The organism is Sporosarcina sp. ACRSL (assembly GCF_022346605.1).
GTDB lineage: Bacteria > Bacillota > Bacilli > Bacillales_A > Planococcaceae > Sporosarcina.
Window position 1 is genome coordinate 1 of sequence record NZ_JAKRNT010000026.1, and the last position, 13,381, is coordinate 13,381.

Consider the following 13,381-nt stretch of genomic DNA (forward strand, 5'->3'; position numbering starts at 1 on the left):
TAGGGAACTGATTTAGTCGTCGTTCCTTACCTACATTAGGAGCTTTTTTGTTTTTATTCAAGTTATCTATTTCTATTTACTGTACTTTTTTACTTTTATTTCTTGCTATGCAACGCTAGTGTTGTTACACAGGTACCAAAACAATTCAGTTTATTCACTACAATTGAATAGGAGAAATTAAGAAGGTGATGATGACGGGCAGTTATCGGTTTATATTTGTATGTTCATTCATCAAGGTGAATTGTCATAAATGTGCCTTACACAGGCACCGATTAGGTATTAATTAAAAAAATAGTATTGCATATATAAAATTCTATTTGTATAATTATGCAGTGTCTTATTTATATATTGAAAGGAATGCAGTCTATGGAACATATGGGTTTCTTATCATTGATTCCTCCGATTATCGCGGTTGTACTAGCGATTATTACGAAGAATGTTATTATTTCATTATTTTCAGGTGTTTTCATCGGTGTTCTCATTCTTGTCGGCGGCAATCCGTTAACGGCCACAACAGACGTCATCGGTAATTATTTATTCCCGCAGTTGGCGGATGGGTATAATGCTGCCATCCTTGTCCTAATATTTTTCATCGGTGGGTTTGTTGCCCTGATGGAAAAATCGGGCGGAGGAGCGGCGCTTGCAGCTGCTTCTATTAAATACATAAAAACACGGACAAGTGCTCAACTAGCAGCTTGGACCGGGGGACTTATTATTTTCTTCTCTGATCTTGGGTCGCCTCTTATTAACGGTCCCGTGTTCGAAAAGATTTTTGATAAGGTGAAATTATCCCGAGAGAAGCTCGCTTGGATTATTGATGCGACTGCTTCACCGGTAGCCGTTCTCATTCCGTTCATCGGGTGGGGCGTTTATATCATGGGATTAATTCGTGCGGAGTTCGATAAGTTGGGTATCGCTGACTCTGAATTTACTACTTTTGTTCAAGTGATTCCATTTCAATTTTACGCAATTCTAACGGTGTTGCTCGTTCCTTTGATTGCTTTTACGAAACTTGATTTCGGTCCGATGGCGAAAGCTGAAAACCGAGTACAACAAACAGGACAACTCTATTGGCCTGAGTCGAAGCCGCTGCGGAGAGCGGAGGAAAAGAATGAGTATATGAAGGAAAGTCGGACAATCCTTATTTGGCTTCCATTACTTGTTTTATTCGTGACATTATTCGGACTGCTCATTTCAAAAGGTTTTCCGGTCACGCCAGTTCCAGGCAACGATTTCCGTGTAGCGCTCACTACGGCTTATCTATTTGCGGCCGTTACGATTGTCATCCTTATGGTTATTTATAAGTTGAAGAAGTTCGGTGAGATTTTTGATATTTATACAACTGGAATGCAAAAGATGGTGTATGTCGCTGCGACGCTTATCCTTGCTTGGTCACTTGGACAAGTGATCGGTGAGATGGGAACGGCAAATTATATCGTGGAATTAATGCAAGGGAACGTACCGGCATGGATTATCCCGGCTATTTTATTCATCGTCGGCGCCATCATGTCCCTGGCTTCAGGAACTTCATGGGGTACATTTGCGATTATGTTGCCGATTGCGATTCCAATGGCTATTGCACTCGATGCCCATACAATCGTATGTATCGGAGCGGTTCTGTCAGGCGGTATTTTCGGAGATCATAGTTCACCGATTTCAGATACGACGATCCTATCCTCTACAGGAGCGGGTTCGGATCATATTGATCATGTGAAAACACAATTTCCGTATGCAGTGCTAAGCGCGGTAGTTGCCCTCATCGGTTATATCGTTGCAGGATTAACAGGAAGCGCATATACAGTTATTTTGACAATTGTTCTTCTTATCGTTGCAACAGTTGTTTTAGCTAAACGAAAAGGCAAAGCGGATGCAGAAATGAACGCTGCTTAAAATTTGGTACCTCCTTTTATCGGTACCTGTGCAACGCACAATTCAGACTATGCACTACAATTGCATAAACGAAAAACGGGAAGCCAATCAACTCAACATTTGATTGGTTTCCCTTTGTATTTATATACGTCGTGTCGGATTAACATAATTGTGCGTCACACAGGCACCAGAACAATTCAGTTTATTCACTACAATTGCATATGAAAAATGAAGAAGCCGATGACTGCGGTGTGTCATCGGCTTCTTTGTGCATATTCATTCGAAACGTTGAATTGTCATAAATGTACCATTCACAGGCACCGCTTAGATCACTCCACCACCTGCGCGACCCAGTGGCCTTCTTTCACCTCTACCAACTGGGTGTTTTGGAGGTTGTAGCGGTCGGCTTTTGTACTTTCGTCTGGGATGTAGCGTTTTTTGTTTGCTTCCACCCGTGGATCGGGGATCGGGATGGCGGAGAGCAATGATTTTGTGTAAGGGTGCAACGGGTTGCTGTAGAGTTCTTCGCTTTCTGCGAGTTCGACAATTTTGCCGGCGTACATGACGGCAACCCGGTCGCTGATGTGTTTCACCATCGACAAGTCGTGAGCGATGAATAGATACGTGAGTCCGAGTCTGTGTTGAAGATCCTCAAGCAGATCAACAATTTGTGTTTGGATTGACACGTCCAACGCGGACAATGGTTCATCACAGACGATGAAGTCCGGTTCGACCGCCAAGGCGCGGGCGATGCCAATCCGTTGACGCTGGCCCCCTGAGAATTCATGGGGATATCGATCGGCGTGCTCTGGTTGCAGTCCGACCATTTCGAGCAGCTCTTCCACTCGTTTTCTCCGTTCTGCCTTCGATTTGCTCAGTTTATGAATATCGAGCGCCTGCCCGATAATGTCGAGCACTTTAAAGCGCGGATTCAATGATGAATATGGATCTTGGAAAATCATTTGCATATGACGTCGCATCGTCTTCATTTCATCTTTCGACAACCGGTTGACGGCAATTCCTTGGTAGAGGACGTCGCCAGCTGTCGGTTCATTCAACCGCAAAATGGCACGGCCTGTCGTCGATTTACCGGATCCCGATTCACCGACGAGTCCTAACGTTTCACCCGGGCGGATGTGGAAACTAATATCATCGACAGCTTTCATCACCTCGCCTTTTCCGGTATCGAAGTGTTGTTTCAATGAATCGACTTGTAACAATGGAATGGACGTATCGACGCCTTCTTTAATATGCGGCGGACGTTTCGGCTTCTTCTTTTCATCAAGTCGAGGCAATGCGTTCAATAGTTTTTTCGTATAAGGATGCTGCGGATTTTCGAAAATCTCGAGCGTTGTTCCAGTTTCAACAATTTCCCCGTCCTTCATGACAGCTACGCGGTCACACATCCCAGCGACAACACCGAAATCATGGGTAATCAAAATGATCGACGTTCCGAACCGTTGCTGCATGCTTTTCATCAAATCCAAAATTTGTGCTTGAATCGTTACGTCGAGCGCTGTTGTCGGCTCATCTGCGATAAGCAGGGACGGCCGGCACGCGAGCGCAATCGCGATCATGACCCGTTGGCGCATCCCGCCTGAAAATTCATGTGGGTATTGGTTGAAGCGTTGTTCGCTGTTTTTAATTCCGACAAGCTTCAACAGCTCGATCGCTTCCTTCTTCGCTTCCCCTTTCGATAATCCCCTATGCTTTACTAGGCTTTCTGCAATTTGTTTTCCAATACGGATAGTAGGGTTAAGAGATGTCATTGGGTCTTGGAAAATCATCCCGATCTCTTTTCCACGAATGCTTTCCATTTCCTTTTCTGTTTTTAATGCCAGGTTTTCCCCTTGGAATTCGATGAGTCCTTTCTTCATATAGGAAGGAGGAGATGGCAACAACCGCATGATGGAGCGCGCTGTTACGCTTTTTCCGCTCCCGGATTCCCCGACGATGCCGAGTGTTTCCCCTTTCTTCACTTCAAAGCTGACGCCTCGAACTGCATTGAAATCTTCTTCTCTATGTGCAAATGAAACATGTAAATCGGTTACACGCAACAATGTATCTGACAAGACAAAGCCCTCCTAGATGGTCAATACGATATTCTTAAATTGACAACAACTTAATGTTTGAATATAGTATAGTATACCGATAGGGATTATACAATATTGAGAGGGAGGGATATCGGATGAAACTTGGCATATCTGCCATGCTCAAAAGAACTTTCCAAGAAGCGCATGGAAGGGCATTTTATCGGTTCCTGCTTTATGTGACGGGGTTGCCCCTACATCTTCTTGTTTTTCTTTTTTATGTAATGAAAAGAAAAGATCCTACATATGAAGCGACGATGGCAGATGTCCAGCGGGAGCTATCAGAGACGGGTCGAGAGAAATGGCTAGCGCAGTACGAAGATCAATTGTTGCGAAAAGCTGCGTTCTTTAAAGAGACGAAAAGCCGCGAAGAGATTCATAGGCAAGCGGAACAGCTGGCGGAACAACGATTCAACGAAGAAGTGGCACGTTGTACGGATGAAAAGCTTGCGCAAAAAGGTTTGCGAAAAGAGACGTATGCAGCTTACTTTCAGTCTCTACTTGAACGGCCGATGTTCCTCATCGCTTCACTCGTACCGGGAATTCTCATGTATGGCTTGCTTTTCATCATGAGCAACCCGTTTTTGAAATATATTGCGGAACGTCTTGTCCAAAGTGTGTTTGTCATTATCGGGGTTGGAATTCTAGTTTTCACGATACTTTATATTTCACCGTTTGACCCGGCTTCAAACATTCTTGGGGAATCGGCGACGGAAGAACAGATTGCTACATTCAATCGAATCCATGGACTCGACCTTCCGTATTTGCAGCAATTGTGGAATGCATTGATAGGAATTGCGACGTTCGACCTCGGTACATCGTTTGCAGGAAGTGAGGACGTGGCGGCGAGCATCGCGAATAAATTCCCGATTACGTTAACGATTGCAATATTCTCGGTTCTCATGGCGATCGTCATCGCCATTCCGGTCGGTATTCTATCAGCGACGCGGCCGAATACGTTTTTGGACAATGCATTCATGTTCATCGCATTGCTTGGTCTATCGATTCCGAATTTCTGGCAAGGTCTTATTTTCATCTTGAACTTTTCGATCAAGCTCGGATGGCTGCCTGCGACGTATCACCCGGGAAATGCATGGTCGATGATCATGCCGGTTGTAGTACTCGGCACCGGGCTTACGGCATCAATCGCCCGAATGATGCGGTCGTCTTTACTGGAAATCATCCATGAAGACTACATCATTACAGCGCGGGCGAAAGGGCTGACGAAGAGCCAAATGCTTTGGAAGCATGCGGTCGGGAATGCGATGATTCCGGTCATTACCGTTATCGGCCTCATGTTCGGCGGGATGTTGGGCGGTGCTGCGGTGACGGAGAAAGTATTCAATATTAAAGGGATCGGCAGTTATATCGTCGATAAGCAATTCATTCCAGACATCCCGGCCATTCTGGGTGGTGTCGTCTATATCGCGATTACGATTTCGATTGTGAATTTGTTGATCGACATTTTGTACGCATTCCTTGACCCGCGGATCCGTTCGAAGATGAAACAAACATAAAGCAGGTGGAAAGATGGAAGAGAAGCTGAACAATCGGCATGCATTGGTTATATCAAAAGAATATCCGCAAGCGAATTTCACGTGGATCATCTCGTTGATCATTTCGGTCCTTTTCTTATTGAACAGTTTCTCGTTCAAAACCGGGGAAATGAAGCCGTTTGTGTTTGCGTTATTTATCGCTTATTTGGCAACGACGCTCTTACAGTTGTTCATCACGTGGAGAATGAAACGAGATCTGCTATCCACTGGTGAAATCCGAGTAGGAACGAGGCGGATCGGGTATATACAATTACTAAGTTTATTGACCGGTAACGTTTTCGCAGCTGCGTTCGCGTTCAATATCGTGAATAAAAGAAAGACGCCGGAATATTCGTTTGCCGTTTATATGTTTTTGACGCAACTGTTCGTCATTGCAATTTCGGCTATGAATATGTTTAAGCCGTATGTGACAGACACGTTTCCACTAGCAATGGTCATTTTGCTCGGCATTGCAGTTTTCCATTTAGCTGTATTGATTGTCGTTGCGAAATCTGTAAGTGAAACGAATGCGCCAAGGTCTATTGCAGTTCTTGCAGTCATCGTCTTGCTTACCGCAGTGACAGGAAACCTATTCGCGCTATTGCTCGGGTGGAGCTTGTTGTTGAAATCAATGAGCAACGACCGTTCGCGGATCTTGAAATGGAATGTCATGTGGGAAAAGATTACACGGAATTCGATGGCGGTTTTAGGGATGTTTTTCATTATCCTCATGTTTGCGATTTCAGTCGTGAGCCAGTTCACGTTCGATTATGCGCTTGCGGTTGAAAATGATTATGGCAACATTTTGCAGTCACCAAGCTTAGCTTATCCGTTTGGCACGGATAATTTTGGTCGCGACGTCTTCTCAAGAATCGTGTTCGGTGCAAGGATTTCCTTGCTCGTCGGGTTTGCATCGACGATCATTCCGGCTGTCATCGGTGGATTCCTAGGTGGGATTGCCGGATATTATAGTAACCGGACGGATAACATCATCATGCGATTGCTTGATGTGCTCTATGCGATTCCTGGAATTTTGCTTGCGATTGCAATCATCGCAGCATTTGGCGCTAATACGACGAACTTGATCATCGCGCTGAGCGTTGGCTCGATTCCGACCTACGCGCGGACAATGCGGGCGAATGTTCTGATGGTGTCGAACTATGATTTTGTCGATTCGGCCCGAGCACTCGGCACTTCGGATTTGTCGATCATCTTCAAGCAAGTCGTGCCGAATTCATTGGCACCGATGATCGTTAAATCGACGTTGACAATTGGTGGAGCAGTTATTGCGACGAGCAGTCTTAGCTTTTTAGGGCTCGGCGTCGAACCGCATATTCCAGAATGGGGGAATATTTTGCGGATCGGCAGTACGTATTTGGAATCCCATTCGTATTTAGCCGTTTTCCCTGGGCTCGCAATCATTTTGCTCGTTCTCTCCTTTAACTTTTTAGGTGATGGATTGAGAGATGCGCTTGACCCGAGGCTTGATTAAGACAATTTTCTTGTGGCGGGATGATTGTCAATATACATCTTAGAAATAAAGAAAAGGAGAATTGATGATGGCGAAAAGATTAGTAATTATGATGCTCGCGCTTGTAGTTGTACTTGCGGGCTGTGTGCAAACGAAGTCGGATGTTTCTGGTGAAAAGGATGGGGAAACAAAAGGCGGTGGCAACAACGGTAAAGTGACGATTGAGTTGCTAGGAACGAGCGCTGGCGAAGATGACATGAATATTGTCCGTGACCAGCTGATTAAAAATGGCTTTGACGTTAAGTTGAATATTCAACCGGATTACGGTAGCTTCAAAGCACAGCGCGATGCAGGGAACTTCGACCTTGCGCTATCCAGCTGGACGACGGTAACAGGGAACCCGGATTATGCGGTCCGTTCTTTGTTCAAATCTGACGGTGACAACAGTAATGTTAATGATGAAAAAGTGGATGAATTGATTGACAAGGCGAGCACTGAAACGCCTGACGAATATAAAGATACGTATAAAGAGCTTGAGCAGCGAATTGTAGGCGAGAAAGCGTATATTGCACCACTTTATATTTCCTTTAAAGCACAAGGGGTCAATAAAGATGTATTGAACCCGGATACTGTGCGTCTTGCGAAGTCACGTGCGATCGCATGGGAGACGATCGATTTCAATGATGCTTCGAAGCGCGACACGGATGCATTGATTACCCAACAGGCGATCGGATCGTTGACATCCCTTGACCCAATTAAAGGGAATGACGGCTCGATTAATACGTTGAACACGAATATGTACGTGCGTCTCGTCAACTTGACGGATGACGACCAAGTCGTTTCGGATGGTTCTTTGTCTTATAACTATGCAATTGGTGATGGGAATTCCGATTACTACTTCATTCTTCGCGACGACATTAACTTTGCGAAAGTAGAAAACGGAACAGCAGTTGACACAGGAGAACGCGTTGGTGCAGATGACGTTGTATTTTCATTGAACCGCGCGAAAGACAAGGATTCCGTTCCGGATCACCGGACTTACAGCTTGCATGAAAGCATTAAGGACATTGAAATCGTAACGGATCTTGCAGAACTGGAAAACACGAAACTATCTGGCGACGACGGCTCGGTCCTTGACGCACTTGGTGAAGGGCTTGACGCGGATATCGCGGAACTAGTTTCCGACAAAACAGCAGCTGACAGCAGCGCAGGGAAATACCAAGTTGTTAAAGTGACGACGAAAAATCCATTCCCGCAAGTGCTGAACTATTTGGCTCACCAATCTGCGGGGATCGTGTCGAAAAAACAAGTTGAAAGCATTAACACGTATGACGTTGCAAGCTTCGATGTGAATAAAGACATTCCATACGGCGACCAACGGACTGTAACAGAAGGTGCTAGCTACGACAACCATTTGTATGCGAGCGGTCCATATATTCTCGTGAAGAAAAACGATTACCAAGCCGACTTCGTGAAAAACCCGGCATACCGTGCGGGCAGCGAGTTCGAACCGAAAATTGCTAACGTAACGGTCCGTTTCATTGAAGACGCAGACAGCGCCCTATCAGCATTGCGTAACGGTGAAATTCATCTCTTCAACGGCGTGCCGGAAACGAAATACGACCTCGTTGAAAACGACGACAAACTCGTATTGCAAAAGAACGACAGCAACGGCGTGACATACTTGCTATTCAACGCGAAGGACCGCGAAGTGTCGAAAAGCGAAAACTTGCGGAAAGCCGTGCTTTATTCAATCAACCAAGATGAGTTCTTGAACTTCTACCAAGGGAATAAAAAGAAAGCTTATTCCACAGTCAGCCCATTAGTCGATACTGGTAATGAGCTAGTAGCAGATTCTGAGAAAGTGAAAGAGTTTTTGGCGGAGTATCAGGCTGAATAAAAACAAAACACAAAAGGGAAGTCCTCCGAATTGTTTTTCGGTCGACTTCCTTTTGTGTTTTCTAGGGGTATAGTGTTATCTATTGGATAGTTGAAGATATCTATTGAATAACCAAAGTTATCTATTAAATCCAAGGAATTATCTATTGAATCCAAGAAGATATCTATTGATTAACCGAAGTTATCACCAAATAAGGACTTTAGATCTACTTGCTAAAACGCTATTGGAGTGGTTTATACCATGTTTATCTCCCTGACAACTGGGTATTTGACAAGGAGATAGAGTATTTTGAATTCAATTCATGGGTACGAAGGAGGTGACTTTGTGAAAAAGGTATTCCTCTGTAATAGTCTCTTTTTCTGCGTGTTCTTTTCTACAATTTGTGTTGCTTATGCTGAAGAGGGCGAGAATGGAAAAGGCCTCTTATCTGGAGTGTTTGATAACGTTGAATCGACGGTGAAGGAAACGACAGAATCTATTGGAGATGTTGTCGACTCGGCGGAAGAGGGGGCAGATCAAACGGTGCAAGACACTGTCTCGTTCACGAAGGCTACAGTTGAAACGCTCGTCGACCCTTCTAGTGAACAACCAGTTTCCGACATTGTGAATCACACGGTTGAATTTGTCGATAAAACAGTCGACAATGTCGTACCGGTTATTGAAAATGCGACAGAAGCTGTTCAACCTACAACCTCAGAAGTACCGGAAATTGTAGAGGAATTGCCTGTAGTCCCTGTTGTGACGCCGATACTTGACGAAGTAAGTAACGCTAGCAAGGGGACGACTAAGACGGTAAATCCTGTTGAAGAAGCAGATTCCTTCGGGACAGTGTCCGGGAATGAATCATCAGCACTTCTAGAAAAGGAAGTGATGCCTCCTACCGATTTACAGCAGGATGAAGAGATCGGAAGACTGGCAGTGACTCCAAACGATGATACTTATCAAGATGAGCCGGTTGAAGACTTGACTTCTACGATTAAAACTTTCAAGGCTACTGAAGTAAATAAAGAAACTACTTTTATCTCGAACGATGCTTCTTTAGAAACTACTGTCAGTCCAGTGAATCATTCTAGCGTCAAAATAGAAACACCTGCAAATCCAGAATCACCTATGATTCCTATCCGAGCAGGTGAACCAGTAGACAGGTTTCCCATAGTACTTACTACTAACACCACATCTATCATTTCCCCTTTAGTAGCGTACGGCGGAAATGCTGATGTCGTGGCTGGAATCGTTGACAGTAAAGCGATTCGACTAAATTTTTCAGGCAGGCAATGGGTTCATTCCGACGAACTTATGCGGATTCAGTGGGTTCACGCTCCGCCGGGAAAACCGCCACAATCCAATCCTTTTTTACAACTTAAAAAGTAAAAAAGGAGAGGAAACGAAATGAAAAATAAGTTGAAAAATGTCAGCATCCTACTATTTGGTCTTTGTGTTGCGCTTGTTTTATCACCTTCGAATATCGCTGCATCCGAAGACGATTCAATCGTTAATGTGAATGTGTTAAGTCAAGAGGTTGGAAAATCATCGGTGCTGGATGTCGATATTTCGGACGTGCAGATTGTCGGAGATGTAAACGTGAATATTCCATCCGAGCCGGAAGATGCTTCGGACGCATTGGCGACTGTTGAGGTAAGTGATAGCGTTTTGGATGAATTGAATATTTCGGTGCTAGAGAATACGGATTCAAAAGCCGCTGCCGTATCGGTCGATTTTGAGTCGTCATTGACGGATGAGGTGGAAGTTGACATTGTTTCATCTGACAAGACGGCGGATTCATTCGATGGCGGTGTTGTCGAAGTGAATGCGAAAAATCAGCCGTTGCTTGGTGAAACCCATGTAGGTGTGTTGGATACACATAGTAGTGCTCATGAAGATGGGAGATCTATTTCTGCGGGTTTGAGCCAAACAGATGTTGATCAAGGACTGCTTGACAATACTTCTGTCAATGTCTTGGCGACAGAAAAAGCAGAAGACATGTCCACTACACATGAAATGTCCGCTGTAGTTGATATTTCTGTCGAAGATGTCGATGGAATAGCGGATGATTTGGATGTTTCTCTGTTAAAGCGAACTGAACTAAACGCTACAGATGCTTCCGAGTCAAAGGCTTCACTTGCTTCCGTCGAATTGGGTGATGAACATGTAGACGTGGCTTCAAGTGACAGCAAGACTAACGCTTTTGACGGTGGCCTTGTTGAAGTCGAAGGGGAAGACGTGCCGTTGTTAGGCGAAACTCATGTAGGTGTGTTGGATATGCATACGACTGCCGGTGAAGAGGGCAAAACCTCTTCCTCGGGTTTGATTCAAACAGATGTAGGTGCTGTTTTGCTTGAAGATAAGTCTGTCGGTGTTCTTGTACGGAAAATGGTAACGACAGAGGACGGACATGTAGCGACAAGTAGCGGTGCGAGTTTGGATCTTGGATTGCCTGAAACGGATACTCTTTCTGCCGATGTGTTGAAGAGGGAACGGCAGTACGTGATTGCGATAAACGAACCACCAAGTGTCGTAGTTCCACCAGTGATAGGTGAGGATGGGACGGAAGAAAGTACAGAGGAAAGTAATATGCCGAATACTCCGGATGCAGCCTCTTCAGATGGGAATGAAGATGGTACTGTTCCGAATCTCGATCAAGAAACAGGCATACCTTCTGTAAATGTTGACGATTCAACCGACGATTTCAGTAATGAAGAAGAAGGAGCGGAGAACAATAGGGACTCGAACGGTACAGTGGAAGAAGAATGGGAATCAGCAGTAGGAACTGGCTTGTCCGGCGGTGTGGATGCGGATTCTGGGTCAAAGACAGGGAATCTTTCCGGAACTGGCGATGCATCGGCTTTTTTTAGTACAGGGCAATCTAATGTAATGACTGGACTTGCCATGAACAATGCAGATCCAAGGTCTTCATTGCCGAAAACGGGCGGATTTTGGGACGGAGAACGTCTGGCCTTCCTTGCATTGTTCCTCGTTGGAATGGGGTTTGCGATGAGGCGAATGGGAAAGTCGACGACGTCGGTGGCGTAAGAACGGTGGGCGACAGATGAAGCGGACTTTGAATTGGTTAGGAACGATGCTTATCGTATCCGGCATCATGCTGTTCGTCTTTCTCATGGACGGTAATGTGAAAAGTGAAGAGAGGCAACGAGGAATGATTGATGCATTTCGTTCCGTACAAGTTGCAGAGGAGACGGCCGTACTTCCGGAGTTTGCCAAAGACGAAACCGTTAATCTTGAAGAAATGGAAGGCATTCTCTCGATTCCGGCAATTGATTTGGAAGCGCCCGTCCTGTACGGGGCGGATGCAGCAACACTTGACAAATCCCTCGGCGCAATTGAAAATATGGACCTGCCCGGAGAGATGGACGGCAGCTACGCCATCGCCGGGCACCAGGCCCATGTCCTCGGCCGGTTTTTCAATCGGCTTCATGAAATGAAAATCGGCAATGAGTTCACATTCCAAACGGCAGATGAAGAAATGGTATTTAAAGTCTTCGATATCCAGATCGTTAAACCAAATGAAGTCGATGTATTAAAGCCACAGGAAGGAAAGGCGCTCATCTCTCTCATCACATGCTACCCCGCATATTCCAATGAATACAGGCTCGTCGTGCAGGGGGAGAGGGTTGAGTGAAGTTGATGAACAAACAAAAACAGCACGCAAATCGTTTTAAATGATTTGTGTGCTGTTTGTGTTTTTATAGGAATAAACTTCTTTCAGATTAGCGCTCTTTCTCCATCTCAAACTCCATAATTGTAGGGAAAAATACACCTCGCTGAATCTTCATTAAAGGTTCCCCTTCCATCAAATAGGAATCTAACATTTTAAATGTGACAGTTGCAGTTGTGCTCATTCCTGGATTCAATCGGCTTTCTTCGATATCGACATTCCAACTTGAGTAGACGTTGCCTTTATTTTTAATGGTGAATAATGTACTATTGGTCGAAATTTCGACGTTACTGATATTTTCGACAGTGAAATAAAAAGTTTGCTCAGTTTTACTATGTGACGAACCGGTAAGCTGAACCGCCATGTCCTCAATTTGCATTACGCCTGAGGTGAACCTGAGGTTTTTATCTGCCTGTGCTTGCTCAACTGACGGGGAACCAGTCAACTGAAAAGCCTTATTTTCGAATTGTATTACATCAGAGGTGAAGGCAACATCTTTCTCTGCCTGCACTTGTTCAACTGACGAGGATTCAGGTTTGACTAAAAGGAAAACTGCTAATCCAATTGAACCGATAAGAGCAAGCAATAAAGCTCTATTGTACAAAGGCTTATTTGCCATTGAAAACCCTCCTATTACGTAAACATCTGTTCTCTCAATTCTTTCCAAATAACAACCTTTCCATTCCGATAATAGAAGGGTAATTTGTATGTCTAATAAAAGTGGTGCCCACTAGCGTTGCATACATCCCATAAACAGTATTAACTTATATATTTTTACAGTTTAATTACTTATGAAAATTTTAAAAAGGAACAGGGCTGTAAAGACGATTCAGTTCCCTTTTT

The 13,381-nt window shown here is 44.6% G+C and carries 9 protein-coding genes; 7 read left to right on the forward strand and 2 right to left on the reverse strand.

What is annotated here, in order from left to right; all coding sequences use genetic code 11:
• Positions 1-366: 366 nt before the first annotated feature.
• Positions 367-1,890, forward strand: a complete 1,524-nt coding sequence (locus tag MHZ92_RS21140; RefSeq protein WP_239433697.1) for a Na+/H+ antiporter NhaC family protein — start codon at positions 367-369, stop codon at positions 1,888-1,890.
• A 308-nt stretch (positions 1,891-2,198) separates the two neighbouring features.
• On the opposite strand, the gene MHZ92_RS21145 is transcribed toward MHZ92_RS21140, so the two are convergent.
• Positions 2,199-3,941: an ABC transporter ATP-binding protein gene (locus MHZ92_RS21145; protein WP_239433698.1), complete on the reverse strand. Its 1,743-nt coding sequence runs from the start codon at positions 3,939-3,941 to the stop codon at positions 2,199-2,201.
• A 116-nt stretch (positions 3,942-4,057) separates the two neighbouring features.
• Between MHZ92_RS21145 and MHZ92_RS21150 the strand changes: the two genes are divergently transcribed.
• The 6 genes from MHZ92_RS21150 (at position 4,058) to MHZ92_RS21175 (ending at position 12,502) form a co-directional block, all read left to right on the forward strand.
• The gene (locus tag MHZ92_RS21150) at positions 4,058-5,476 is read left to right on the forward strand and encodes an ABC transporter permease (RefSeq protein WP_370644799.1); all 1,419 of its coding nucleotides are present in this window, start codon (positions 4,058-4,060) and stop codon (positions 5,474-5,476) included.
• 13 nt (positions 5,477-5,489) lie between these two features.
• The gene (locus tag MHZ92_RS21155; protein WP_239433699.1) at positions 5,490-6,986 is read left to right on the forward strand and encodes an ABC transporter permease; all 1,497 of its coding nucleotides are present in this window, start codon (positions 5,490-5,492) and stop codon (positions 6,984-6,986) included.
• Between the two features lie 64 nt (positions 6,987-7,050).
• Positions 7,051-8,865: an ABC transporter substrate-binding protein gene (locus MHZ92_RS21160; protein WP_239433700.1), complete on the forward strand. Its 1,815-nt coding sequence runs from the start codon at positions 7,051-7,053 to the stop codon at positions 8,863-8,865.
• Positions 8,866-9,189: 324 nt separating this feature from the next.
• The gene (locus tag MHZ92_RS21165) at positions 9,190-10,236 is read left to right on the forward strand and encodes a hypothetical protein (RefSeq protein ID WP_239433701.1); all 1,047 of its coding nucleotides are present in this window, start codon (positions 9,190-9,192) and stop codon (positions 10,234-10,236) included.
• An 18-nt stretch (positions 10,237-10,254) separates the two neighbouring features.
• Positions 10,255-11,895 (forward strand): hypothetical protein, encoded by a 1,641-nt coding sequence (locus MHZ92_RS21170; RefSeq protein WP_239433702.1) that lies wholly within the window; start codon positions 10,255-10,257, stop codon positions 11,893-11,895.
• A gap of 16 nt (positions 11,896-11,911) precedes the next feature.
• Entirely contained in the window at positions 11,912-12,502 is a 591-nt protein-coding gene (locus MHZ92_RS21175; protein ID WP_239433703.1) for a class D sortase, read from the forward strand.
• Positions 12,503-12,590: 88 nt separating this feature from the next.
• Here MHZ92_RS21175 and MHZ92_RS21180 read toward each other — a convergent pair whose 3' ends face one another.
• Positions 12,591-13,157, reverse strand: coding sequence for a DUF4352 domain-containing protein (locus MHZ92_RS21180; protein WP_239433704.1), 567 nt, complete (start codon positions 13,155-13,157; stop codon positions 12,591-12,593).
• Between the last annotated feature and the right edge of the window lie 224 nt (positions 13,158-13,381).